Origin of the sequence: Paractinoplanes rishiriensis, from assembly GCF_016862375.1 — a bacterium.
In the GTDB taxonomy this organism is placed as follows: Bacteria; Actinomycetota; Actinomycetes; order Mycobacteriales; family Micromonosporaceae; genus Actinoplanes; species Actinoplanes rishiriensis.
Map to the genome: position 1 here is coordinate 108,385 of NZ_BOMV01000026.1, position 24,511 is coordinate 132,895.

The following is a 24,511-nucleotide window of genomic DNA, read 5'->3' on the forward strand; positions in this document are numbered from 1 at the left end:
GGGGAACACACCGTGACGAGCGACGAGGAATACGACTATGTGATCGTCGGGGGTGGCACCGCGGGTTCGGTACTGGCCCACCGGCTCACCGAGAACCCCGACGTCCAGGTCCTGGTGCTGGAGGCCGGCAGCGATTTCGTGCCCGCCAACGTGGATGCCGCCCCACTGTGGTACACCCTGCTCGGAAGCACTGTGGACTGGGGATATCAGACCGTGCCGCAGCCCGGCCTGGGCGGCCGGCAGGTCTACGAGCCGCGCGGCAAGCTGCCCGGCGGCAGCAGCAATCTCTACATCATGATGCACGTACGCGGGCATCCTTCGGACTTCGACAACTGGGCGTACCAGGGTGCGGCGGGCTGGTCGCACGCGGACCTCGAGCCGTACTTCGCGCGGCTGGAAGGCCCGCAGGTCGTGACGAACGCCGGCCGGCATCAACCGAACCCGATGTCGCAGGTATTCATCGACGCCTGCCGGGAGCTGGGCTACCGCGAGGTCCCGGACTTCAACGGGCCGGAGATGATCGGTGCGGGCTGGCACCACATCGATGTCAAGGACGGCGAACGGCGCGGGGCGCTGAAGTCCTACCTCGAACCGGTGCTGGACCGGCCCAACCTGACGCTGCGCACCGACGCGTACGCCATGAATTTGATCTTTGAGGGCACCCGTTGCGTCGGGACCCGCTACCTGCAGCAGGCGCCGGCCGCCCCGACGGCGGAGGGCCGGCGGCTGAGCGGCGCCTCACCCGCGGAGCCCGGCGTCCGGCAGGTGCGGTCCCGTGCCGAGACGATCGTCTGTCTCGGCACGATCGAGTCGCCGAAACTGCTCCTGCTGTCCGGCCTCGGCCCCGCGGAGCAGCTGCGCCGATTCCGCATCCCGGTGGTGGCCGACCTGCCCGGGGTAGGGGAGAACTTCCACAATCACGTGCTCACCGGCATCATCGCGGAGACGGCCGAACCGGTGCAGCCCGGCCGGCAGAACCTGTCGGAGTCCGCGTTGTTCGCGCTGTCCCAGCCGGGCATGATCGCGCCGGATCTGCAACTCGCCTTCGTGCACGTCCCGTTCGACATCATCGTCGGACAGCAGCACCCGAACGCCGTTTCGATCCTGCCCGGCGTGGTGCGCCCGCAGTCGCGGGGCACCATCCGGCTGGCCTCGCTCGACCCCTTGGCGGCGCCGCTGATCGACCCGAACTACCTCGGCGATCAGGCGGACGTGCGGCGCATGGTCGAGGCCGTGAAGCTGTCCCGCGACATCTTCGCATCGACGGCGTTCAAGGGTCACCTCACCGGCGAACTGCTGCCCGGGACGCAGATCCGCACCGACGCCGAGATCGAACAGTTCGTCCGCGAGCGCGCCGACTGCTACCACCACCAGGCCGGCTCGTGCCGGATGGGCATCGACAACCTCGCCGTCGTCGACCCTGAGCTGCGCGCCCGCGGTGTGCAGGGGGTCCGGGTGGTGGACGCCAGCGTCATGCCGGCGGTGCCGTCGGGCAACTGCCACACCGCCGTCGTCGCGATCGCCGAGCGTGCCGCCGACCTGATCAAGGAGGCACGTCATGGCTGACGGAAACGTCATCCGCTGGTCGCACGTCGCGCTGAACTGCCGGGACCAGGCCGCCACCGAAGCCTTCTACCAACGGCTGTTCGGATTCCGCCGGGCCCGGGTCGTGCCGCTGGACAGCGGTGAGATCGTCTTCCTGCGGCAGGGCGACGTCTATCTGGAACTGTTCCCGTCCACCGCGCCGTCGCGGGTGCAGGGCTCGGCGGACGGCCCGCAGGATCCGGGCGTGACCCGGCACCTGGCGTTCCAGACCGACGACCTGGACGGCTTCCTGGCGGCCGCCGCCGGCGTCCCGGTCTCGCTCGGGCCGCTGAGCTTCGACGAGGTCATCCGAGGCTGGCGCAGTGTCTGGCTGACCGACCCGGACGGCCTGGTCGTCGAGGTGAGCGAGGGTTACCACGACGACGAACATCTGGACCGGCACGCCGCGGCGCACGCCGCAGCCTGACAGGCGGCGGGGGCCGGGACCGGCCCCCGCCGCCTCCGCCATCGGTCAGGACCGCTCGACGAACGTCGCGGTCTGCCGCTTCACCAGCCCGTTCTCGAAATAGAGGGTACCGACGGCCCAGTACTGCTTGCCGTTGAGCCGCTCGGGGGCCTGGTACAGGATGAGGTCTTCGGTGATCTTCACACCGGCCAGGTCACCAACCTCGGGGTTCTCGGTCAGGTAGCCGTCGAACATCTTCTTGATCTCGGCGCGGCCCCGGGCCTCGAAGTCGAACCGGATGAAGACGGCGTCCTCGGCGTAGCGTTCGGCGAGTGCGCTGGTGTCGCCGGCTTGCAGCAACCGGACCTGCGTGTCAAGAAAGTCGTTGGCGATGGTGGTGGTAGCCATTGCGGTCTCCTTGTCGTTCTCGACCGTTGGTATTTGCGGCAAGTATCCTTTTTGCCCTGCCAGTCGAGAATACTCGGGACGCGGTCCCGGGCAGGCGGTATCGAAGGTGCCGCCCCACGCCGCCCGGGTCCAGGTAGGACCGCTCGCCGTTACAGCACCTTCAGGTGGAAACCGCCGTCCACGTCGATGACCTGGCCCGTGCTGAACGGCAGGAGATCCGTCGCGACGGCCACCACGGCGCGCCCGATGTCGTCCGGCTGGCCCCACCGCCGGATCGGGGTGATGCCGTCCTCGAAGATCAGCTTGTCGTACTTGGCGGTCACGCCCTCGGTCATGTCGGTGGCGATGATGCCGGGGCGGATCTCGTACACGTTGATGCCGTGTTCGGCGAGGCGGGCCGCGTACAGCTGGGTGGTCATCGCCAGCCCGGCCTTGGCCACGCAGTAGTCGCCGCGGTTGAGGCTCGCCGTGTACGCGCTGATCGACGAGATGATGACGATCTTCGGCGGCGAGTCGCCCGGCTCCTGCGCGATCATCCGGTTGGCGGCCTGCTGGATCAGGAAGTACGGGCCCTTGAGGTTGATCTCGATGAGCCGGTCGAACGACTCCTCGCCGGCTTCCAGCAGGTCAGCACGGACGTTGGGGGCCACGCCGGCGTTGCTGACCAGCAGGTCCAAACGGCCGAAGGCACCGTACGTCTCCTCGATCAGCCGGGCGCGGTCGCCGGCCTTGCTGACGTCGGCCTGCACCAGCAGCGCGCGCCGGCCGAGCGCTTCCACCTCGGCGCCGACGGTCTTCGCCGCGTCGGCGTTGCTGGCGTAGTTGACCACCACGTCGTACCCGGCCCGGGCCAGCGACAGCACGATGCCGCGGCCGATCCCGCGCGAGCCGCCGGTGACGATCGCGGTGCTCACGCGGTCGGTCCGAAGAACGTGTAGTACGGCTCGTCCCGCGCCACCCGCTGCAGGTACAGCGCGAGCTCACGGGCGTGGTAGTCGCCCCACATGCTCGACTCGCCGTTCGGCACCCGCTGCCCGGCCGGCACGTGGTCCCAGCCGTTCGGCCGGTGGTAGACCGAGTGCAGGATCAGGCCCTGGTGCGCCGGGTCGGTGGACAGGTACGGCTCGTCGAACAGGGTCGCGGCCACGGTGAGTCCGGCCTGCCAGTACCGGCGGCCGTCGTCGGCCCGCCCGCCCTCGGTCAGGTAGCGGCCGAGCCGGAGCAGGCCCTGCGCACCGATCGCGGCGGCCGACGAGTCGACCGGCTCGTGCGCGTTGTACGGGTCGGCCGCGCGGCCCAGGTAGTCGCCGAGGTGGGCGAGGCCCGGCGCACCCGTGTCCCAGTACGGAATGCCGTCGGAGGGCGTGTGCTCCAGGTAGAAGTCGGCGGTAGCGGTGGCCGCCTTCAGCATCATGTCGGTCACGGCCGCGCGCCCGCCGTACGGCTCAAGCTCCTCATCGGCGACGGTGGCCAGGAACTCGAGCTGCTCCGGGTATCCGACCATCGCCCACGCGAGGCCGCGGGTCCACGTGCTGAACGGCGAGTAGCCCTGCTGGGTGCTGGGGCAGCGGAAGGCACCGTCGTTCACGTTGAAGATCGACTCGTGGGCGGTCCGGCCGCGGAGGTCGTACGAGTCGCGGCCCTCGCCGTAGAAGACGTTCCACTTCGCGGTGTTCGCGGCGTGCTCGATGATCCGCCCGAGCAGCGAGATCCGGGCGTCCTGCTCGCCCATCAGCACGTGACCGAGCAGGTGCGAGACGGCCAGCGCCCGGCACGACCGGATCGTGTCGACGAACAGCGACTGCGGCCCGTTGAACGAGTAGATGTAACCGGTCCCGTCCGCCGTCGTCCGCCACCGGGAGGCCTGCACCGCACCGGTGATCTTCAGGGCGAGCTCGTAGAAGTTCCGGTCGGCGTCCGGGATTCGCCCCTCGTTGATCAAACGCCAGAGATTCCCGTACGTACTGACGTTGTTGAACCCGTGGTCGTGCACCCCGATGTGGCTGACATGTCCGGCCATCACCCGCACGGTGGCGTCCCGGCCGACCTCCAGGAAGCGCTCGTCACCGGTGGCGTCGAACTGGAGCAGCGCCGACCCGTACTGGAAGCCCTGCGTCCACTCGGTCCAGCCACGCGCCGTGTACTGCCCCGCAACGGTGAAGACCGGCGATGGCGACCCGGGCGGACAGGTCCGCTCAATCGAGTCGATCTTCGCGGCCGACGCCTCCCAAAGTCGTTCGATCTTCGGTGAGAGGTCCGCCGGGACAAGCCCGTCGTCGATCTTCATGTCCGTGACTCCCCAATGCCGGTGCCGATGTCGCACCAGCATAGGAAAGCGCTTGCCTGAAGAAAAGAGCAGGTCCGAACTTGGCCCACCACGCACCCCAGCCCCCGCATCCGACCCGGCCGCAGGGCGCCGCGGCGGGCCAGGCGCCGCCTGACGAGCTATCGGAACGCAGCGGCCCCGGGCCCGGCCCCACCGCGCGGCGGGCGCGCTGAGTGGTGGTTCGCTCACGGGCGGTCGCCGGCCGCGCCTCGACTGAGGCAGCAAAATGCCGCCTCGTTGCGATGACGCGCAGCTCCGTCGATGAGGCGCTGCATCGGGGGAAAGTACATCCACGTGTAAACGTCGGGGAGCGGCGATTTCGTCGGCGGCATTGCCCTCACCGCCCCTGTTGTGACCACCAGTTCTCCGGCCTCGGCCGCCAGCTCGATCGAAGTGCCGCTGGCCAGCTGGGCCTGTCTGGACTCGCAGAACCCGCGTGCGACGGTCGTCGACGCGGCGGTGACGCCCAGCGGCCGCACACCTACGCTCCCACTTCACCTATGACCTGACCAAGTTGAAGGGTGCTGTGGTTCACAGCTCCTACCTGTCGACGACCGAGAAGACCGTCACCGACTGCTCCGTCCCGGTGACCATCGAGGTGTGGCGGACCCGTCCGGTCACGGTCGGGCGTGTCTTTCTCCTGGTGGATCGACGACGGCCCGGCGACGGACGCCGCGGCCGACAGCACCGGGAAGGCGTCGATGACCTACACGCCGCCGGCGAACTTCGAGACGCACACCCTGCATGTGACCGGCCGCAAGGCGGACGGCACGACCACCGACACCACTACCTACTCCATCTACGTGGCCGGCGGCGCCTGATCCCGTCGTGACCGGCCACGGCCGGGATGGCTGAATGTCAAATCAAAGCGCCTGCATTGACCCCGCCAGCGCCCCGGCGTATCAAAGGGTTTTTGCGGCGACCGTGCTCACCGTGAATACGATCTCTCGGCGGGGCGGCGCCCGGAGGGGGCATTCATGTATTCCACTTTGCGAAGATGGGCAGTGACATTATCGACGGCTCTTCTCGTGGTTACCGCAGGCGGCGCTGCCGGGGCTGATCCGTCGGCGAAATCCTCAGACGGATCAGCCGTTATCGCATGGAACGACACGGCCGCGACGGCCGCGCTCGGCGCCTGCCTGGCGCCGACGAATAATCCGCTCCATGAATCACGTATGTACGCGATGACGCATATCGCGATGCACGACGCATTGAATGCAATCGACCGCCGTTCCCGGCCCTATGCCTACCGCGGCAATGCGCGCGGCGCGTCGCCGGACGCCGCGGTCGCCGCGGCGGCGCGCGACGTGCTCGTGCCTCTTCTGAGAGAGTTGCCGCCACCGTTCGCGGACTGCGTGACCAGCGGGAACGTGGTCGCCGGTGTCGAAGCGCGCTATGCGGCCGCCCTCAGCCGCATCCCCGACGGTTCCGCCAAGACGCGGGGGCTCGCGACGGGCCACGCCGCCGCGGCCGCGATTCTCGCGGCCCGGGCCGGCGACGGGTCGGGCACGCCGCTGTTCGACACGGCGTACCCGCAGGGCACGGGGCCAGGCGAATACCGGTTCACCCCGGGCTTCGACTTCGCGTTCGCACCAGGTTGGGCCGACGTGACTCCGTTCGCGCTGCGCAGCGCCGTGCAGTTCCGGCCGGGTCCGCCGTACGCGGTGACCTCCCAGCGCTACGCCCGGGATCTGGCCGAGGTCAAACGCCTGGGCGGGGACGGCGTCACCACGCCGAGCGCACGCACCGCCGACCAGACGGAGATGGCCCGCTTCTGGGTGGAGAGCTCACCACTGCTGTGGAACCGGGTGGCCCGGGCCGCCGCGACCGGCAAGCACCTGGATCCATGGCAGAGCTCGCGACTGTTCGGCCTGCTGAACATGGCACTCGCGGACGGTTACGTGGCCACATTCGACACTAAATATCGGGCGTACAACTTCTGGCGTCCGGTAACCGCCATCCGCAACGCGGCCGGCGACGGCAATCCGGGAACCGTGGCCGACCCCACCTGGACGCCGTTGGTGCCGACGCCGCCGATTCCCGACTACGACTCCGGCCACAGTGTGGAGGGCGGCGCCGCGGCGCAGGTGCTGAAGCGCTTCTTCGGCACCGACCGGATCCGCTTCGAGACGTGCAGCTACACGCTGCCCGCCGGGCAGACCTGCACCGACGCGGCACCCGTAGTGCGGCGCTACCACTCGTTCAGCCAGGCGTCGGCCGAGAACGGCCTGTCGCGCATCATGGTCGGCTTCCATTTCCGAAAGGCCGTCGACGAGGGCATCGCCCACGGCGTCCGGATCGGCGACTGGACGGTGCACAACACCCTGCGGCGCGTGAGCTGAGGCCACGCACATCGACCGCTCACCGGCCCGCGGTGGGGTCGCCCACCGCGGGCTGTGGCCGCTCGATCGCCTACGGGCTGGGGACTTCGACGCGTCGTGCGGGTGGCGTTGCGAGGCCGCCGAGCAGGGCGCCACCCAGCGCTGCCAGGACCACGTTGCCGGTCCACAGTTCCACCGGCCAGGCGATGCCCTGGGCCACCGCCAGGCCGAGCAGATGACCGGCGGTGAACAGGGCGCCGAACAGGCCGCCGATGATCGGCAGGCGCAGTGCGGCGTCTGGGCCGCGTACCGCATCGAGGCGCACCGCGATCAGGTCGACGACGAAGGCCCCGGCGGTCGCGCCGAGAGCGACGGCCGTGAGCACGCTCGGGAACTCCGCGGTTATCAGGTTGAACAGGAAGATCGCACCGACCACCGCGGTCGCGGTGCCGAGGACAGCCCGGCGCCGGTACACGAGCAGAATCGGCAGGAGCAGGATCATGGTCGTGGCGAGGTATCGGGCCGAGGCGTACGACGCCGCAACGTGGCTCGGCGAGCCGGTCACGAAGTCGTATGCCTGAGTCGGCGTGATCGACCTGAACGCGGTGGAGTGGCTGAGAAGCAGCACGCCGAAGACGGAGCCCAGCGCCAGCGCGGCGAGCCCCGTGCCCGCGCGCCGGCTGGTGGTGCCGGTGGCCCACCACGAGCGCACGGGACTGGTCACCAGCAGCGTTCCGGAGACCGCCAGCACCAGGTGACTGGGGCTGAGGACCGCGTCGAGCGAGACCTCGACTCCGAAGATCGTGTGCCAGATCATGTCCAGCGCGCCGCCGATCAGGAAGCCGACCGCCCCCAACCCGCCAACTGCATACCCGGCGGGCCAGTCGTCCAGCCACCACCGCTCCGCGGACGTGCGACGCCGGTACGCCAGCCAGAACGTCCACGCCGCGGTTAGCGCGAACCCGGCGTAGAGCAGTGCATGCCACGGGGTGAAGAAGCCTTCCAGCTCATCGACGATGTTGGCGTGCGCCCACGCGTCGGCGGCCGAACCCCCGATCAGCATGGCCGAGAAGATCACCGTTACGAGATCCTCTTTAACTGTCGTGACGTGCTGCTTCGCGCCGCCCGGCGCAATTGCCGCTTGTGGAGCTCTCCCGGTCGTCATCCGTTCCCCGCCTCCCGACGCCACAAATTGGCCTGTGACGATGTTTTCACTCCGGGAGTTCGCGAGCCATCCTCTTGTTTCGCGAATGACGCTGGCGGCTCGCCCGGTTCGAAGCCGGCGGCAACATTCCGCATCCGGCAGGAGATCGTGCGGAAAGGGCTCTACAGTGCTGGGCATGACAGAGATCGGACCGGATTGGCGGGCGGTCGACGGCGTTGCGACGGCATGGTTCGACGCGCCATCGCTGGTCGCGGGGGCGGCGCTGGCCGGGCGCATCGGGGAGCTGCCGGCCGACATCGTGGTCGACCTGCGCGCGACGGGCGTGCGGGTGCGCCTCGACTCGGACGAGTACGCCGAGGCGGTGTCGGCCGCCGCGCGAGACCTCGGGCTGGCCGCGAACCCGGCCGTACTGCAGCAACTCAGCGTCGTGTTCGAATCCGCGAACCCGTCCGTGGTGCGGCGGTTCTGGCAGCGCGTGCTCGACTACGCGCCGGGGAAGGACGGCGGTCTGGCGGATCCGGTACGGCGCGACCCCGCGATACGGATCCGGCAGTCGACCGAGCCACGGCCGCTGCGAAACCGCATCCACCTCGACGTGGTGCGGCCCGCCGCGGCGGTCGAGCAGGCGCGTCCTGGTGAGGCATCGGGACCGTACGGGGTCTGTCATGCCGACCCCGACGGCAACGAGGTCGACCTGGTGCCGGGCGCGGTGCTCGGCGAGGGGATCGGGACAGCCGACTGGCAGACGGTGTTCAGCGCGATGGCGTGCTACCGCGTCACCTCCCCGGCGCAGCAGCGTGACCTGGCCGCCGCGGCAGCGGCGCTGGCCGGCGACGCGGGCTTCCCGCTGCTGATCGACCTGCGCCCCGGGCTGGTGATCATCGACAGCGGTAAGGACCAGGCAGAAGACGACGCCCACGGCCTGGAGCTCGACTTCGCCGACCTCGCCGGAAGCCTCCAGACCGCCGCGCGCGAACTCGGGGCGACGGCGGATCCGGGGCTGCCGCGCTTCGCCCAGCTTTTCCTCGACGCCGCCGACGTCACCGCGGTCCGCGCGTTCTGGGTCGACGCGCTCGGATATACCCACGACCGGCGGGCCGGGGTGAGCGACATCCACGATCCGCGGCGGCTGAACCCGGTGCTGGTGTTCCAGCAGCTCGATACCTCGGACTCGGAGCGGCGCCGGCAGCGCAACCGCATCCACTTCGAGCTCGCCGTGCCGCCGGACCTCGCGCAGACGCGTCTCGCCACGGCCGTCGCCGCCGGTGGCCGGCTCCTCGACGAGTCGGCGGACCGCTGGCGGGTCGCCGACCCCGAGGGCAACGAAATCGTTCTCGTCAGTGGGACCTGAGCTGGCCGGCGGCGTGCTGCGCGCGACCCTGGAGAGGTCCGGGTTGCCGGACGTCGTCGCGGTGGAGCCCCTAAGTGGTGGGCTCGCGGCGCTCGCGGGCATAGCAACCCGCCGGGACGCGCCACCGGTGTTCGTCAAGGCGTTCGACGACGTTCCGGACGACGACGTCTTCGCCGCGGAGGCCGAGGGGCTGGCCGCCCTGCGCGAAAGCGGCATGGCGACACCCGAGGTGATCCTGGCCAACCGGGAACTGCTCGTGTTGTCGCTCCTACCGGCGAGACCGCGCAGCGAGACCTTCTGGGAGCAGTTCGCCCACGCGCTCGCCCGCCTGCACACGAGCACGGTCCACCCGCGTTTCGGATGGCACCGCGACAACTGGCTGGGCCGCCGCCGGCAGATCAACACCTGGAACGACGACGGCTTCGCATTCTTCGCCGAGCACCGACTGCTGCGATGGCTGGGGGAGCCCCGCGTCGAAGCCGCACTCGACGCCGGCGACCGCGCCGCGTTGGAGCGGCTGTGTCACCGGTTGCCCGAGTTGCTGCCGGAGCGGCCGGCCTGCCTGACCCACGGCGACCTTTGGACCCAGAACGTCCTGGCAACCGCGGATGGCCGGCCGGCGCTGATAGATCCGGCGGTGTCGTACATGTGGGCCGAGGTAGACCTCGCCCACGTATGGACCACCGCACCGCCGCCCGAGGCACAACGGTTCTTCCCGGTCTATGCCGAGCTGACCGCACTCGACAGCGGCTGGCAGACCCGGATGCCGATAATCCAGCTGCGACAACATCTCGCGGTCCTGGCCCAGTTCGACCCGGATTGGGGCGCAGCCGAACAGATCCGCGCCACCCTCGCCCCCTTCCGGCCATCAATATGAATGAAGGCCTCACTAGAATCGCGGGAGCGGTCGCCGAATGTACGTGGTGCCGTTCATCCTGCATTGGGCGGCCCTGCGCGCGACACCCGGGACAGCACGCCCGTTGGACCTCGAAGAACGGATGGCCGAGCTGGCGAAACCGAGCCGACCAGGCGCCGATGCCCTGCCTCGCGCCCGAGGCCCTCGACGAGATCGACCGGACCGGCTCCCGGCGTCATCGACGGTGAGTCTCTCCAGGCCCGCGAGTATCACCCCTGGCGAAGGGTGTCCGCCTGCCCGCGCGGGTTCATAGTGATGGGCCATGGACGACACCTATGCCTACCGGCCGGCCGGGATTGCCGTCCGGGACCGTGGGCGTACGCTGTTTGCGCAGACCATGGCCTATGTCGCGGCTACCACCGGGCTGTTCGCGCTCGGGGCGTACCTCGGTCGTAATTTTCCCGGTGGCATTGCGTTTCTCGCTTACCTTGCGGCGTTTGCCGCGCTGATCGGGATGCAGTTTGCGGTACGACGATCGCGGCAGACCACGGTCGCGCTGCTTGCCGCCTTCGGGTTTCTGATGGGGGTGGCGGTCGCGCCCACGCTGGTCTACTACGCCAGCACCGATCCGCAGGCGCTCTGGCAGGCGGGGGCGGCCACCGCGCTGTTCGTCGCGGCGTTCGGGGCGGCCGGTTATGCGACCCGGCGGGACCTCACGGCGCTGGCTCGCATCTGCTTCTGGGCGCTGGTGGCGCTGCTCGTCTTCGGCATTGTGCTGATCTTCGTGAATATCCCGTTCGGGTCACTGATCTACTCGGTGCTCGGGCTGGTGATCTTCGCGGGGTTCATCATGTTCGACTTCCAGCGGCTGCGGCGCTCGTCGGACGTCAACTCCGCGCCGCTGCTGGCGGCGTCGATTTTCCTGGACATCCTCAACGTGTTCCTGTTCTTCCTGCGGATCTTCCGGGGCGGCAACCGCTGAACGGGCCGTGCCCCCGCAGCCGGCGGGGACACGGCGTCCGGGTCAACCGCCTTGCTCGTACGGGGCACGACTGCAGGCCGACCCCGAGGGCGCGCTGCGGTACGCCGAGCGGCCGCTCGCGCTGTGGGGCACCTCGACGGTCCGGGCTGGGAGGGCAAGACGGCGAACGCCGGGCCTCTACCACGCGCACGGCGGCGCACCCGGGCTGATGACCGGGTCCGGCCCGGGACGCTCAGCGTCCCGGGCCGGAGGTGGTGCTGATCAGGAGAACACTACGTCGCTGCACCACATGTAGGCCTGGTCGGAGTGCGAGGCCTGCCAGATGACGAACAGCAGGTGGTGTCCGGTGTAGCCGGAGGTGTTGACGTTGAACGAGATGTTCTGGGCCGGCGCGTACCGTCCGGTCTGCTGGATGAAGTCGAGGTTGCCCCAGCCGAGGCGCTGCGTGGCCGGGTTGAACCCCTGCTTGCTGACGTAGACGCGGAAGTAGTCGGCACCGTGGCTGGCCTGGTCGTACAGCTGGACGGTGAAGTTCCGGCTGATGGCCGTGGTCTTCCAGGCTCCGGGCGTGTTCAGGCTGTCGTTACGGGTGAGGCCGTTGCTGCACAGCTGGCCGTCCGGGGTGCGGGCCTGGAACTGGGCCCCGAGGCCGTCCCGCAGCGCGCTCATCCAGTTCCACATGGTGTCCGGGTTGGCCTGGAAGGCCGCCCAGCACATGGGGTCCTGAGTCTGCATGGTCGGGCTCATGTGGTTGGTGCCCCAGGTTTTCCAGCACTGGTACGCGCGGGTCTGGGGGCTGATGATGGTGCCGTGGGCCTGAGCGGGTGCGGCCCAGGCGAAGGCGCCGGCGAGCATCGTGAGGACCACGAGAAGCGCGCGGACGGCTGAGCGGGACTGTCGGCCGGACTGAGCGGAGTCGTGTGGGGGCACGGTACGTCCTCCATTATTCGGCGATCGGGGATGGGAGCGCTCCCGGCAAGCATTGCATCCGTAAGGCTAGGTATCAATTGATAGTTTTCGATACATCGACGTAGTCGAGGTCGACCGTGCCGGGCTGGTCGGACTTGGTGAACGCCAAAGTGGACGCTCCGGCCGGGAGATCGACCTGGACCGTGGTCTGGCGGATCATCTGGCGGAACTGGGTGGGTTCGTAGGAGACCGGCTGCCACGGGCCGTCGTTCACCCGCACGAGTTGGCCGGATTTGATCTGGGCGCGGCGTTCCGCCTCGGTGCCCGCGGTGGAGTAGCCGATCGTCAACCGGTAGCGGCCCGCCGCCGGGACCGACACCGGCAGCCGCAACGTGCTGCTGGGCAGGGCGAAATCCGCCACGTAGGCGTTGCCCGAGACGTAGGGGGCGAAGAAGTTGGCCTCGGACATGTCGATCCGGGTCAGGCTGGCGTCCGTCCAGGTGCCCGACTCGGCCTGCACGCGAGTGCGAAACGGGCTGATGTCCAGGTAGTCGGCGCCGAGCGTACCGCCACGGATGTTGACTTTGATCTGGTTGTGGCCCTTGCGCAGGACGGCGGTGGACCGGACGGTGGCGAAGCCGTCGGCCGCCGGGAAGGAGACCGGGCGGCCGGCGATGCTGCCCTCGGCGGCGCCGCCGGTGTAGCGCAGGGCGAGATCATATGCGCCGGCCGCGGGGGCGTCGACGGTGAAGGTGAAGTTCCTGCCGGTCGCGTAGTGGTTCTCCGAGGCCAGCGGGCTTGTCCGGGAACGACCATCAAAAGCTTCGGAGCGATGGTACGAGGGAACCGGTCCCGTGGCGGGGCGGACCACCGCGAGATAGGCCGTGGTGTCGTCCATATCGGACACCGGCACCGAGATGGCGCCGTCGCGGACCGGATAGGTGCCGCCGAAGACCGGTACCGGACCCGCCGAGACGCCGTCGGTGCCGGTCCACTCGGTGGCGAAGACGCGGACGTCGGCCCGGCCCCGGAACGGGATGCCGGCCACCTTCAGCTGCAGGTCGCCGGAGCCGCCGCCGAAGACCACCTTGGCGGTGCGGCCGTCGACGCTGGCGAAGCCGTCCGGAGCGGGCAACTGCGAAACGCCGGTCACGCCGGTGGTCACGGTGCCGTCGTGGCCGTTGCCCGAGGCGTCCGGCGTGGTCGGAGCGGCCGTCTCGTCGAAGTGGTACGCGAGGACGTTGCCGGCGCCGGGCGCGGTCTGCAACGCCTGCACCTCGGCGGCGGTCAGCGCCCGGTCGTAGATGTTGAAGTCGTCGACCGTGGCGTCCAGCAGCGGATCGGGGTACTGGGAACGGCCGATCCAGTTGTTCGGGGTGTCGCCGGCGTTGAGGTCGGCCGGTCCGATGGTCAGGTTCGGGTTGGTGCCGACCGGGGCGCCGTCCACCCACAGCGTGCCGGTGGTGCCGTCCTTGGTCACGGCCACGTGGTGCCAGCCGGTGGGCAGCGGGCCGGTGCCGTTGATCTGCTGCTCGGCGCCGGGGCCGGTGGTGATCGAGAAGCGCAGGCCACCGCCGCCGGCCCGCGGGGTCAGGAACATGTTGACCGAGGTGCCGGTGCCGAAGTCGAAGATCCGGGCCCAGTCGGCGACGGACGCCAGGTTGACCCAGGTCGCAATGGTGAAGTCGGAGACGCCGCGCAGCACGCCGGCCGGCATCGTGACGTGGCGGTTCGGGGCCTCGCCGTTGAGCGGGATCGCGCCGCCGAACCGGCCGGCGGAGCGGGTGGGCGCGGACGGGACCGGGGTGCCGACCTCGATCCAGCGTGCGGTCGGCGCGGGCGGGGTCACCTGGACCATCCGGCCGGTCATCCCGGCGTACCACTGGTAGAGCCAGTAGTTGCCGGTCGGGTCGGCCTCGCGCGCCGGACCGGAACCGCCGCCCTTGGGCACCAGCAGGTCGGCCAGCCGGCCGGGCTTGTGCCAGAAAGCCAGGTTGGCCGTGTCGACCCGGGAACGTTCGAGCTTGGCCACGAAGCGGGTGAGCCAGCCGGGCACGCCGGCGTCGCGCGGTGAGCCGTACTCGTTGATGCTGATCGGCAACGGGCCGACGCCCAGTTCCTTCTCCAGCGCCCGGTACTGGTCGACGTGCGTCTCGACCTGCATGCCGGTGACCGGCCCCAGCTCGTGCCAGGAAACGATGTCGGGCACCGTGTCCGAGGCGACCGCGGCGGTCAGGAACGGGCGCAGGCCGACCTCGTAGTCACGGTCGTAGCTCGGGCCGATGATCGGGGTGTCCGGGTCGATCGAGCGGATCAGCCGGTGGGTCTTCGCCCACATCGCGAAGAAGTCACCCCAGGCCGGGTTCCAGGTCCACTGCGGCTCGTTCCAGATCTCGTACCCGTAGATGTTGTCGGCGCCGGAGGCCAGGGTGGCGCGGACCATCTTCTCGACCTGGCCGTACCAGTAGTCGTCGCCCTGCCACACGTACGGGAAACTCGGGAAGATGTCGGGCAGCCGGACGGTGACGGTCGCGCCGTGCCGCTTGGCGACCGGCCACACCTTGAGCGTGTCGCCGACCGGGGCGGGTTCGCCGTTGGGCTGGTGGGTGGCGCCCGGCGGTGGCTGGGTGAACATCTTGGGCTTGATGCCGGCGATCCATTTGTCGGCCGGCCAACCCTCGTCGCCGAGGCCGTAAAGCGAGCCCGAGGCGGCCTGGTCGACCGGCTTGATCGGTTTCGACAGGTCGACCGCGAGGACCATCGGCGGCCGTTCGGCCTGCGCGGCCTGCGCGGCACCGGGGTGGGCGATCACGCTACTCACGATTATCAGAAGTCCGGCCACGCCGGTGGTCCGTCGAAGCACGCTGCTCTCCGTCCGTGGAGGAAAACGTTTTCCTCCACGGACGCTAGGGTGCTCATTGAACCGTGTCAATGCGTTCGCCTACCATCGCGATGTGAAGAGGACTGTGGGTCTGCTGCTCGCCGTTGTCGTCGTTCTGGCCGGTCCCGCACCGGCGCAGGCCGGAGCCAGAGACCGGCAGGTCGGTGGCTGGGCCAGCCTGAACGGCGGCGTCACCGGTGGCCTCGGCGCGCCGCCGGAGAGCGTGACCGTGGTGCGTGACCGGGCCGGCCTGATCGCGGCGCTCAAGAACAACGGCAACCCCACCGGCCCCAAGATCGTGCAGGTGGCCGGCACCATCGAGGGCAACCAGGCGGCGGACGGGCGGCTGCTCGGCGAGCAGGACTACGCGCCCGGCTACGACCTGCAGCAGTACATGTCCTGCTGGGTGGACGGCAAAGTCTGGTCGGACAGCGCGTACCCGTACTGCAAAACCATGCGGCAGCTGCGGCAGAGCGGGTCGAACGCGCAGAAGGCGCAGATCCAGATCGAAGTCCCGGGCAACACCACGCTGGTCGGGCTCGGCCGGCACGCGCGGCTCAACGGCGTCTACCTGAGCATCCGGGCGAGCAGCAACATCATCGTCCGCAACCTCACGCTCGAGGCGCCGGTCGACCACTTCACGTCCTGGGACGGCGAGAGTGCCTGGAACGCCCGGTTCGACGCGCTGTCCGTGGTCACCGGGTTCAACCTGTGGATCGACCGCTGCACGTTCACCGACGGCCGCTACCCGGACAGCTCAGCCCCGATCGGGCTGGGCGGCAAGCACGTGCAGCACCACGACGGCCTGCTCGACATCGAGGACGGCAGCGACTTCGTGACGGTGTCCCGCAGCGTGTTCGAGAACCACGACAAGTCACTGCTGATCGGCTCCGGTGACAGCCGCGCCGAACGGGACCGCGGCCACCTGCGCATCACGTTCCACCACAACCTCTTCCGCAACAGCCTGCAACGCAGCCCGCGGGTCCGGTTCGGTCAGGTGCACGTCTACAACAACGTCTACGAGGGCACGCCGCAGTACTTTCTCGGCCTGGGCATCGAGTCGAAGATCTATTCCGAGTACAACGTGTTCCGCTACCGCGGCAGTCCCGACCTCATCGTCGAGAACTACAAGGGCAACACGTTCCGTGACCACGGCTCCTGGCACAACGGCCGGCGCGTCGACCTCAACGTGATTGCCGAGCGTGAATATCTGGCGGCCAGTGCCGCCGCGATCGCCGCCGGCGACACCGGCGAGTGGACGACCGCCGGCTTCCGCACCGAGGTGGGCTGGGCTCCGAGTTCCGTGTACGCCTACCGGCCGCTGAGGTCCGCGGCGGCCGTCACCGCCCTGGTGCGCCGGGAGGCCGGCGCCGGGCGCTGATCACTTTTTCGGCGCCTCCTGTCACATGCGAGGGCGCGGCGGTGCTCTCCTGATGTGAAGGATGAACTGGAGCTCGCCGGGCCCGCGCTGCTGACCCTCGGCCGCGGGCGAGCCGAGCGGAAAGGCGCCGCGGCCGTGACTCCTGCGCGACAAGGGGCCGTGCGGCCCGATCTCGAACAGGTCTTCCGCTCCGCCTACCCACGGGTCGTCGCGGTCGCCGCCCGGGTGCTCGGCAACCGGTCCGAGGCCGAGGACATCGCCCAGGAGGTCTTCCTGACCTTCGGCCGGTCCGCGGTGCCGGCCGGCGAGGCGGGCGGCTGGCTGTCCGTGGCCGCCGCGCACACCGCGCTCAACCACCTGCGTACCGGCCGGCGACGGGCCTCCCGCGAGGAGGCGGCCGGGGACGGACAGGTGGTCACCCCGGACATCGCCGACGCGGTGGTCAGCAGCGACGAACGCCGCCGGGTGCGCGCGGCGCTCGCCCGGCTGCCCCGCAAGCAGGCCGTCGCCCTGGTCTTACGGCACAGCGGCCTCAGCTACGTCGAGGTCGCGGCCGCCCTTGATCTCTCTCCCGGCAGCGTCGGCACCACCGTGCGGCGCGCCGAGTCCGCCCTACGCGAGGAGTTGAACCGTGAAGCGTCATCCGAGTGACGGCACGCTGCGCCGCCTGCTGGACGAGCCGGCCGGGGTCGCCGACGCCGACCGCCGGCACGTCGCGGACTGCCCGGTCTGCCTGGCCGGGGTGGCCGCCGCCGGCGAGGACGCGGCCCTGATCACCAGCGCGCTGGCCGTGGACGCGAGCGCCGACGTCGACGAGGGGTGGCGGCGGCTGTCCGGCGCGCTCGCCGCCGAACCGGCCCGCCCGGTGACCACGGCCGCCCGCGGCAACCGGTGGCGGGCCGCGCTGCGCAGCCCGGTGATCGCCGTGGTGGGTGTGGTCGCGCTGCTCACCGGTGCCAGCGCCGCGGCCGCCGCGGACTGGTTCCAGATCTTCAAGGCCGAAAAGATCGCCCCGGTGACGGTCACTCAGGCCGACCTGCTCAAGTTGCCCGAGCTTTCGGCGTACGGGGAAATGAAGATCAACCAGAAGGCGGACATCCGCGCTGTGCCGGACGCCGCGGCGGCCCGGGAGGCCACCGGCCTCGCGGTGGCCCGGGTCGGCAAGCTGCCGCGCGGCGTCGCCGGTGAGCCGCAGTACCTGGTCGGCAACCGGGTGAGCGCGTCGTTCACCTTCTCCACGGCGAAGGCCGCCGCGACCGCCCGGGCGGCCGGCCAGGCGCTGCCCCCGCCGCCGCCCGGCCTGGACGGCAGCGAGTTCCGCCTCACCGCCGGCCCCGGCGTGGCCGCCGTCTGGCAGTCGTCGGCCGGCCTGCCCAGCCTCGTGGTGCTCCGCGCGAACGCGCCCACCGGTTTCTCCGAGGGCGTGCCGTTCGCGACCGCCCGCGACTACCTGCTCTCGATGCCCGGCCTGCCCGCATCGGTGGCGTCCCAGCTGCGCAACTTCACCGCCGACGGCTCGACCCTGCCGCTGCTGGTCAAGCAGGAACGGGAGCGGTCGTTCAGCACCGACGTGAATGGCGCCCAGGCCACCGTGCTGACCTCGCGCGACCAGGTGTTGTCCGGGGTGGCCTGGGTCGAGAAGGGCGTCCTCACCGCGGTCGGCGGCTCGCTGAGCAGCGACGAGGTCGTCGAGGTGGCCCGCGGGCTGCGGTGGGACTCGTGACCAGCCCCGCTCTCGACGCGGCGGCGCAGCTGGTCGCCGACCTGCCGCCCGCGTCCGCGGTCTGGTGCTCCGGCCTGCGCAAGCGGTACCGCAAGCGCACCGCGGTGGACGGCGTCTCGTTCGCCGTGGGCCGCGGCGAGGTGCTCGGCCTGCTCGGGCCCAACGGCGCCGGCAAGACCACCGTCATCAAGATGCTGCTGGGCCTGGTCCGGCCGGACGCCGGGGAGGTGCTGCTGCTCGGCAAGCCGTCCGCCGAACCGGCGAGCCGGGCCCGGGTCGGTTACCTTCCGGAGCTGTTCCGCTATCAGCCCTGGCTGACCGCCGCCGAGGTGCTGAAGCTGCACGTCCGGCTGGCCGGCGCGCAGGTGGCGCCCACCGAGCGGCAGGAGTGCCTGGCCACGGTCGGGCTGGCCGACCGGGCCGGTGACCGGGTGGGCGGCTTCTCCAAAGGCATGCAGCAGCGCCTCGGCCTGGCCGTCGCGCTGGTGGCCCGCCCGGAACTGGTGATCCTGGACGAGCCGACCAGCGCCCTCGACCCGCTCGGCCGGGCCGACGTGCGCGACCTGCTGCTCGCTCTCAAGGCCCGGGACGTCGCGGTGCTGCTCAACTCGCACCTGATCGGCGAGGTGGAGCGGGTCTGCGACCGGGTGGTGATCCTCGACAAGGGCCGGGTGGCGGCGGCCGGCACCCTGCCCGAACTGCTCGGCCGGCGGGAGGTGCGGCTGCGGCTCGACGGCGTGACCGCGGCGGTCGAGACCCGGCTGGGTGCGGCCGGCCCGCTGACCCGCGACGGCGACGAATTCGTCGTCACGCTGCCGGTCGAGCCGGACCCGGACACCGTGCCCGACCTGGTCGCCGACCTGGTTTCGCTGGGCGTACGGGTGCACGCGGTGGAGCCCGCCCGGGTCAGCCTCGAGGAGAGGCTGCTGGACATTCTTCGGACGCCTCACGAGGAGCGCGGATGACCGTTCTGACAATCGCCGGCCTCACCCTCAAGGAGGCGGCCCGGCGGCGGGTGCTGCGCTCGCTCGCGGTGCTGACCGCGGTGCTGCTCGGGCTCAGTGCCTGGGGCTTCTCCCGGCTCCAGGCGGAGTTCGGCGGGCTAACCAGCGGCGAGGCGATGATCGCCGGGTCCACGGTGCTCAACCTGGTGATGTTCGGGCTCAGCCTGATCGCCGCGCTGGGCACCGCGTTCCTGGCCGGCCCCACCCTGGCCGGCGAGGTCGAGTCGGGGATCGCGCTGGCCGTGATGACCCGCCCGATCCGCCGGTCGTCGGTCCTGGTCGGCAAGTGGCTGGGCCTGGTGGCCTTCGGCGCCGGCTTCGTGACCGTCGCCGGGCTCGCCCAGTTCGCCATCGTCAAGGCCACCGTGGACTACTGGCCGCCCCGCCCGGTGACCGGCCTGGCCCTGCTGGCCGGCCAGACCGTCGTGCTGCTCACCCTGGGCCTGCTGCTGTCCACGGTGATCGCCCCGATGGCATCCGGCATCGTGGCGGTCGGCCTGTTCGGCGCGACCTGGATCGCCGGCATCGTCGGCCTGGTCGGCGAGGCGTTCCAGAACGACAGCGTGGCCCAGGTCGGCACGGTCTCCCGGATGCTGCTGCCCACCGACGGCCTGTGGCGCGGCGCGATGAACGCGTTCCAGAACCCGGGGTTGCTGTCCGGCGCGGCCGGCGGCGGCTTCGAGGCGTCGCCGTTCCTCAGCCTCACGCCGCTGACCGCCGCGTACGTCGCCTGGTCCGTGCTCTGGGTGGCGGCCGTGCTGGGCCTGGCCACGGTGTCGTTCCAGCGCCGCGACCTCTAGTCAGGGCGCCGGCCGACGTCAGCCCTGATCGGCGCGGTATCTCACCATCAGGTCGATGCCGTCGAGCACTCGGGTCAGGCCGAAGACGAACTCGGTGTCCGGGTGGTCGGCGACGTCCATCACGCCCGCGTCGATCACCCGGCGCAGCGCCGGGAAGCGGTCGGGCTGCACCAGGTGGCGCAGCAGGGTGCCGTACTCGGCCATCACCGCGTCGAGGGTGCGCTCGCCGGCCCGGGCCGCCTCGACCATCTGGCCCTCGATCGAGGCCTCGTTGCGCACAAAACCGCTGAGCAGCAGAATCACCGACAGCTTCTCGCCCTCGCCCAGCCGGGTGCCGGTGAGCGCGGTCAGGCCCACCTCGACCCAGGCCAGCTGACGCGGGGTGGCCGGCGGGCCGGGGATCGGCGCCTGCAGGAACCAGCGGTGCTCCCGGTACATCGCGAACAGCGCGAACGCCCAGCGTTCCAGCGCGGCCCGCCAGGTCTCCCCGTCGGCGATCGGCTCCGGCGGGTGGCCCGCGACGGACTCCAGCATCAGGACGGTGAGCTCCTCCTTGTTGGCCACGTGGCGGTAGAGCGCCATGGCCGAGGTGGACAGCTCGCCGGCCACCCGGTTCATCGAGACCGCGCCGAAGCCCTCGGCGGCCGCGATCCGCACCGCGGCCTCGACGATCCGCTCGGTGGTGAGCGTCGGGCGCGGGCCCTTGCTGGGCCGCTCCCGCAGACCCCAGGCCGTCTGCAGGACGCTGGGCACGGCGGTGGTGTCGCGCATTCATCTCCTCACGGGGTTGACCTCCATCCTATTACTGCGTATACCTTAAACAGTATCGCGTATGGCATACGCAGAAGGAGGCTTGGATGCGAGCGGGGCGTCGTGAATGGGTGGCTTTGGGCGTACTCATCTTGCCGTTGCTCTTGGTTTCGATGGACGTGTCGGTGCTCTACTTCACCGTCCCCTTCATCAGCCAGGACCTGGCGCCGACCAGCACGGAGCAGTTGTGGATCCTGGACATCTACGGCTTCGTACTGGCCGGCTTCCTGATCACCATGGGCGCGCTGGGTGACCGGATCGGCCGGCGCCGGCTGCTGCTGATCGGGGCGTTCGGGTTCGGCGTGGCGTCGGCTTTTGCGGCGTACGCGTCCAGCGCGCCGATGCTGATCGGGGCCCGCGCGCTGCTCGGCGTCGCCGGGGCCACCCTGATGCCGTCCACGCTCGCGCTGATCCGCAACATGTTCCACGACGACAAGCAGCGCAGCACCGCCGTGGCGATCTGGACCGCGGCGATGACCTCCGGCGTGGCGCTCGGCTCGGTCCTGAGCGGCGTCCTGGTCGAGCACTTCTGGTGGGGCTCGGTCTTCCTGATCAACATCCCGGCCATGGTGCTGCTGCTGGTGCTGGCGCCGTTCCTGCTGCCGGAGTACCGCAACATGGCGGCCGGCCGGTTCGACCTGGGCAGCGGGGTGCTGTCGATCGCCGCGGTGCTGCCGATGATCTGGGGCATCAAGGAGATCGCGGCGCACGGGTTCGGGCCGTACCGGGCCGGGGCGATCGTGGCGGGCCTGGCGCTCGCGGTGGTGTTCGTCCAGCGGCAGCGGCGCCGCCCGTTCCCGATGCTCGATCTCGCGGTGCTGCGCCGGCCCGCGTTCGCCGGCTCGGTGCTGGTCAGCCTGCTGGCGACGTTCGCGATCGTCGGGTTCGCCATGTACACCACCCAGTTCCTGCAACTGGTGCTGGGGATGAGTCCGCTGGAGGGCGCGCTGTGGAGCCTGGCGCCGACGGTGGCGGTCGGCGGGGCGGCGCCGCTCGCGGTGCGGCTGGTGCAGGCCGGGGTGGACCGGGCGCTGGTCATCGGGGGCGGGTTCGGGCTGGCCGCCGTGGGCTTCCTGGTGCTGAGCCTGCTGCGCCCGGACTCCGGGCTGTGGGTGCTGCTGACCGGCGCGGGTATCTATGCGGCCGGGCTGGTGGTGGTCATGTCGATCGCGACCGAACTGGTGGTGGGCACGGTGCCGCCGGAGCGGGCCGGTTCGTCGTCGGCGCTGGTGGAGACGTCGTCGGAGTTCGGCGGGGCGCTGGGGATCGCGGTGCTGGGCAGCATCGGGACGGCGGTGTTCCGGGCGCGGCTGGACGGGGTGGCGCCGGACGCGGCCCGGGAGACGCTGAGCGGCGCGCTGGTCGCGGCGGGGCAGATGCCCGGTGCGGCGGGTGCGGAGCTGGTGGCGGCGGCCCGGTCGGCGTTCGTGGCCGGGCTGGACGTGGTGGCCTGGGCCGGGGTGGGCCTGATGGTGGTGGCGGCGGTCATCGCGGTGACGCTGCTGCGCGGTATCAGTCTCCCGAAGCCGGACGAGGCGCCGGCGCCGGTCGGGGTGGAGGAGCAGGGCGCGCGCTGAGAGTCGGCCGGGGCCGGTCGGGGCCGGTTCCCGTGGAGGAGGGGGCGTGCGCTGACGGCCGGGGCGGGGCGTGCGCCGGTGGGGCAGGATCGGGGCGGTGAAGCTGACTCGGGGGCTGTTGGTGACGGTGGCGCTGCTGGCGGGATGCGGTGTGTCGCAGCCGGTGATTACGCAGCCGCGACCGTCCGTTGTCGACCTGCCGGCGCCGTCGCTGTCGGTCACCGGGACGCCTGGGCCGCCGACCTGCCCGGCGTCGGGGGTTCGGCTGGAACTCGGTGTGGTGGACGCCGCCATGGGGCTGCGGGCGATGGGGCTCGGCATGGTCAACTGCGGGGGAGCGCCGTACCGGGTCAGCGGGTATCCGGCGGTCCGGGCGCTCGACGAGAACCGGGCCGCGCTGGACGTGCGGGTGCTCGACGGGGTCACCGGGATCACCGGTTCGCTGCCCGGCCGGGACGGGCCGCCGGAGGCGTTCGTGCTGCGGCCGGGCGAGCGGGCTTCGGCGCTGGTGGCCTGGCGCAACAAATACGACGACACCCGCCGGCCGCCGGTCGAGGTGGCCTACCTGTCGGTGGCGCCGCGGGCCGGCGGGAAAGCGCAGGTCCTCACCCCGGAGGGGCCGCTCGACCTGGGCAGCACCGGGCGGCTCGGGGTGAGCCCGTGGCGTCCGGTGCCGGAGCCGGCCCCGGCGCGGCCGACCCCACCGTCGACCGCCCCGGCCACTTCGGAGCCACCGCCGCCGCTGCCCTGAGCCCCACCGGCCGCAGGGCCTCTGGCGGGCGGGGCCTCTGGCGGGCGGGGCCTCTGGCGGGCGGGGCCACCGGCCTGGGCTACCGGGATTGTCGCTGAAGTCGAACGCAGCAGTAACCGGGGGCCGGGTCGAGCACCGGCACGTGCGGGTCGCCCACGCCCTCGGTCACGCCGCGCAGCAGGTGCAGGTTGACCCCGCAGACCAGGGCCGTGTACTGCTTGGCGAGCCGGTGGAACGGGCAGTTGCCCAGCACCAGGTCGCCGTCGTCGGCCGGCCGAGGTTCGTAGCCGGCCTCGGTCAGCGCGGGCAGCAGGCCCTCCGCCTGCTCGCCGACCGCGCGGCCCGCTGAGTACGCCGTGCGGTTCAGAGTCTCGCGCACGTCGGCACCCGTGTCGATCGCCTCGGTGACGGCCGCCGCGAGCAGCGCGCCCACCACCTCGTAGTGGCGCTCCGGCACGGACACCGCGATCTCCTCGGCCGCCCGGCGGTAAAGCTTCGCGGGCCGGCCCGCGCCCGGGCCGCCGCGGCCCTCGGGGCGCCGGAACTCGAACTCCAGCAGGCCCTCGTCGGCCAGCCGGTCCAGGTGGAACGCGGCGACCCGCCGGCTCACCCCGAGCGCCTCGGCGGCCGCGTCCCGGCCCACCGGCGTGTCGGACCGTGCGACCAGATCGAAAACGGCCCGGCGGACCGGGTCGTCGAGGGCGGCCAGCGCGGGCACCGGGCGGGAGGGCATGCCGTCGAGTGTAAAACACGTACTTCTTGACTTTAGAGTTCGACCGGTCCTAGTTTCTAAGAAACGCGCAAACGTCTTTTAGAAGGGAGGGCGTGGCATGGCCATGCGAACCTCCGCTCGGGTCACCAGCCCGGCGGATCAGGCGTACCTGCTGCTGCGGACGGTCTTCACGGTGGCGCCGATCGTGTTCGGGCTGGACAAGTTCACCAACCTGCTGACCGACTGGCCGGGATACCTGGCGCCGTTCGTGGACCGGCTGGTGCCCGGCACCGCGCAGCAGGCCATGTACGCAGTTGGCGTCATCGAGATCCTGGCCGGCATCCTGGTCGCGGTCCGGCCCCGGTGGGGTGGGCTGGTGGTGGCCGCCTGGCTGGCCGGGATCATCGTGAACCTGCTGATCCTCGGCAATTACTACGACGTCGCGCTGCGTGACTTCGGACTGATGGTCGCGGCGCTCGCGCTGAGCCGGCTGGCCGTCCGGCAGGACTCCAGGGCGTGACGGGGCGCCGGGCGCCGGTCTTGGAAAGGGCGGCGCCCGGCGTT

At 70.8% G+C, this 24,511-nt stretch carries 24 protein-coding genes; 15 read left to right on the forward strand and 9 right to left on the reverse strand.

Going from position 1 to position 24,511, the window contains the following annotated elements; genetic code table 11:
* Positions 1-12: 12 nt before the first annotated feature.
* Positions 13-1,566: a GMC family oxidoreductase gene (locus Ari01nite_RS13690; RefSeq protein WP_203781585.1), complete on the forward strand. Its 1,554-nt coding sequence runs from the start codon at positions 13-15 to the stop codon at positions 1,564-1,566.
* Positions 1,559-2,011, forward strand: a complete 453-nt coding sequence (locus tag Ari01nite_RS13695) for a VOC family protein (protein ID WP_203781586.1) — start codon at positions 1,559-1,561, stop codon at positions 2,009-2,011. The genes Ari01nite_RS13690 and Ari01nite_RS13695 overlap by 8 nt, the downstream gene beginning before the upstream one ends.
* A gap of 45 nt (positions 2,012-2,056) precedes the next feature.
* On the opposite strand, the gene Ari01nite_RS13700 is transcribed toward Ari01nite_RS13695, so the two are convergent.
* From Ari01nite_RS13700 to Ari01nite_RS13715, 4 genes are all read right to left on the reverse strand, one after another.
* Positions 2,057-2,398: a nuclear transport factor 2 family protein gene (locus Ari01nite_RS13700; RefSeq protein WP_203781587.1), complete on the reverse strand. Its 342-nt coding sequence runs from the start codon at positions 2,396-2,398 to the stop codon at positions 2,057-2,059.
* 149 nt (positions 2,399-2,547) lie between these two features.
* The gene (locus Ari01nite_RS13705; RefSeq protein WP_203781588.1) at positions 2,548-3,312 is read right to left on the reverse strand and encodes a 3-ketoacyl-ACP reductase; all 765 of its coding nucleotides are present in this window, start codon (positions 3,310-3,312) and stop codon (positions 2,548-2,550) included.
* Positions 3,309-4,685, reverse strand: a complete 1,377-nt coding sequence (locus Ari01nite_RS13710; protein ID WP_203781589.1) for a glycoside hydrolase family 88 protein — start codon at positions 4,683-4,685, stop codon at positions 3,309-3,311. Before Ari01nite_RS13710 ends, Ari01nite_RS13705 begins: the two co-directional genes overlap by 4 nt.
* 224 nt (positions 4,686-4,909) lie before the next feature.
* Positions 4,910-5,203, reverse strand: a complete 294-nt coding sequence (locus Ari01nite_RS13715) for a hypothetical protein (protein WP_203781590.1) — start codon at positions 5,201-5,203, stop codon at positions 4,910-4,912.
* A 150-nt stretch (positions 5,204-5,353) separates the two neighbouring features.
* On the opposite strand from Ari01nite_RS13715, the gene Ari01nite_RS13720 reads away from it, so the two are divergent.
* Both Ari01nite_RS13720 and Ari01nite_RS13725 read left to right on the forward strand, forming a co-directional pair.
* Positions 5,354-5,545, forward strand: coding sequence for a hypothetical protein (locus Ari01nite_RS13720; protein WP_203781591.1), 192 nt, complete (start codon positions 5,354-5,356; stop codon positions 5,543-5,545).
* A gap of 378 nt (positions 5,546-5,923) precedes the next feature.
* The gene (locus tag Ari01nite_RS13725; protein ID WP_203781592.1) at positions 5,924-7,066 is read left to right on the forward strand and encodes a vanadium-dependent haloperoxidase; all 1,143 of its coding nucleotides are present in this window, start codon (positions 5,924-5,926) and stop codon (positions 7,064-7,066) included.
* A gap of 70 nt (positions 7,067-7,136) precedes the next feature.
* On the opposite strand, the gene Ari01nite_RS13730 is transcribed toward Ari01nite_RS13725, so the two are convergent.
* Entirely contained in the window at positions 7,137-8,123 is a 987-nt protein-coding gene (locus Ari01nite_RS13730; protein ID WP_203781593.1) for a hypothetical protein, read from the reverse strand.
* A 262-nt stretch (positions 8,124-8,385) separates the two neighbouring features.
* Between Ari01nite_RS13730 and Ari01nite_RS13735 the strand changes: the two genes are divergently transcribed.
* The 3 genes from Ari01nite_RS13735 (at position 8,386) to Ari01nite_RS13745 (ending at position 11,399) form a co-directional block, all read left to right on the forward strand.
* Positions 8,386-9,561 carry a VOC family protein gene (locus tag Ari01nite_RS13735; RefSeq protein ID WP_203781594.1) on the forward strand — a complete coding sequence of 392 codons (1,176 nt, stop codon included), beginning with the start codon at positions 8,386-8,388 and terminating at the stop codon, positions 9,559-9,561.
* Positions 9,551-10,438: a fructosamine kinase family protein gene (locus tag Ari01nite_RS13740; RefSeq protein WP_239162731.1), complete on the forward strand. Its 888-nt coding sequence runs from the start codon at positions 9,551-9,553 to the stop codon at positions 10,436-10,438. The genes Ari01nite_RS13735 and Ari01nite_RS13740 overlap by 11 nt, the downstream gene beginning before the upstream one ends.
* Before the next feature lie 301 nt (positions 10,439-10,739).
* Positions 10,740-11,399, forward strand: a complete 660-nt coding sequence (locus tag Ari01nite_RS13745; RefSeq protein WP_203781595.1) for a Bax inhibitor-1/YccA family protein — start codon at positions 10,740-10,742, stop codon at positions 11,397-11,399.
* 261 nt (positions 11,400-11,660) lie between these two features.
* On the opposite strand, the gene Ari01nite_RS13750 is transcribed toward Ari01nite_RS13745, so the two are convergent.
* A complete protein-coding gene (locus Ari01nite_RS13750; RefSeq protein WP_203781596.1) occupies positions 11,661-12,329 on the reverse strand; it encodes a lytic polysaccharide monooxygenase auxiliary activity family 9 protein in 669 nt (222 codons plus the stop codon).
* Positions 12,330-12,402: 73 nt separating this feature from the next.
* The gene (locus tag Ari01nite_RS13755) at positions 12,403-15,171 is read right to left on the reverse strand and encodes a LamG-like jellyroll fold domain-containing protein (RefSeq protein WP_203781597.1); all 2,769 of its coding nucleotides are present in this window, start codon (positions 15,169-15,171) and stop codon (positions 12,403-12,405) included.
* A 91-nt stretch (positions 15,172-15,262) separates the two neighbouring features.
* Between Ari01nite_RS13755 and Ari01nite_RS13760 the strand changes: the two genes are divergently transcribed.
* Genes Ari01nite_RS13760 through Ari01nite_RS13780 form a run of 5 tightly spaced genes read left to right on the forward strand, consistent with a single transcriptional unit; the run spans position 15,263 to position 20,097 of the window.
* Positions 15,263-16,570 (forward strand): pectate lyase family protein, encoded by a 1,308-nt coding sequence (locus Ari01nite_RS13760; RefSeq protein ID WP_203781598.1) that lies wholly within the window; start codon positions 15,263-15,265, stop codon positions 16,568-16,570.
* A gap of 54 nt (positions 16,571-16,624) precedes the next feature.
* Entirely contained in the window at positions 16,625-17,221 is a 597-nt protein-coding gene (locus Ari01nite_RS13765; RefSeq protein WP_203781599.1) for a sigma-70 family RNA polymerase sigma factor, read from the forward strand.
* Positions 17,202-18,293, forward strand: a complete 1,092-nt coding sequence (locus tag Ari01nite_RS13770; RefSeq protein WP_203781600.1) for a hypothetical protein — start codon at positions 17,202-17,204, stop codon at positions 18,291-18,293. The genes Ari01nite_RS13765 and Ari01nite_RS13770 overlap by 20 nt, the downstream gene beginning before the upstream one ends.
* A complete protein-coding gene (locus tag Ari01nite_RS13775) occupies positions 18,290-19,258 on the forward strand; it encodes an ABC transporter ATP-binding protein (RefSeq protein ID WP_239162732.1) in 969 nt (322 codons plus the stop codon). The genes Ari01nite_RS13770 and Ari01nite_RS13775 overlap by 4 nt, the downstream gene beginning before the upstream one ends.
* Positions 19,255-20,097 carry an ABC transporter permease gene (locus Ari01nite_RS13780; RefSeq protein WP_203781602.1) on the forward strand — a complete coding sequence of 281 codons (843 nt, stop codon included), beginning with the start codon at positions 19,255-19,257 and terminating at the stop codon, positions 20,095-20,097. The genes Ari01nite_RS13775 and Ari01nite_RS13780 overlap by 4 nt, the downstream gene beginning before the upstream one ends.
* 18 nt (positions 20,098-20,115) lie before the next feature.
* On the opposite strand, the gene Ari01nite_RS13785 is transcribed toward Ari01nite_RS13780, so the two are convergent.
* Positions 20,116-20,868, reverse strand: coding sequence for a TetR/AcrR family transcriptional regulator (locus Ari01nite_RS13785; RefSeq protein ID WP_203781603.1), 753 nt, complete (start codon positions 20,866-20,868; stop codon positions 20,116-20,118).
* Between the two features lie 152 nt (positions 20,869-21,020).
* Between Ari01nite_RS13785 and Ari01nite_RS13790 the strand changes: the two genes are divergently transcribed.
* A complete protein-coding gene (locus Ari01nite_RS13790) occupies positions 21,021-22,484 on the forward strand; it encodes an MFS transporter (protein ID WP_239162733.1) in 1,464 nt (487 codons plus the stop codon).
* Positions 22,485-22,581: 97 nt separating this feature from the next.
* Positions 22,582-23,235, forward strand: coding sequence for a DUF4232 domain-containing protein (locus Ari01nite_RS13795; RefSeq protein WP_203781605.1), 654 nt, complete (start codon positions 22,582-22,584; stop codon positions 23,233-23,235).
* 79 nt (positions 23,236-23,314) lie between these two features.
* Here the strand turns inward: Ari01nite_RS13795 and Ari01nite_RS13800 are convergent, their stop codons facing one another.
* Positions 23,315-23,968 (reverse strand): helix-turn-helix transcriptional regulator, encoded by a 654-nt coding sequence (locus Ari01nite_RS13800; protein WP_203781606.1) that lies wholly within the window; start codon positions 23,966-23,968, stop codon positions 23,315-23,317.
* 97 nt (positions 23,969-24,065) lie between these two features.
* Here Ari01nite_RS13800 and Ari01nite_RS13805 point away from each other — a divergent pair, with 97 nt between their 5' ends.
* The gene (locus Ari01nite_RS13805; protein ID WP_203781607.1) at positions 24,066-24,467 is read left to right on the forward strand and encodes a DoxX family membrane protein; all 402 of its coding nucleotides are present in this window, start codon (positions 24,066-24,068) and stop codon (positions 24,465-24,467) included.
* The last annotated feature ends 44 nt before the right edge of the window (positions 24,468-24,511 follow it).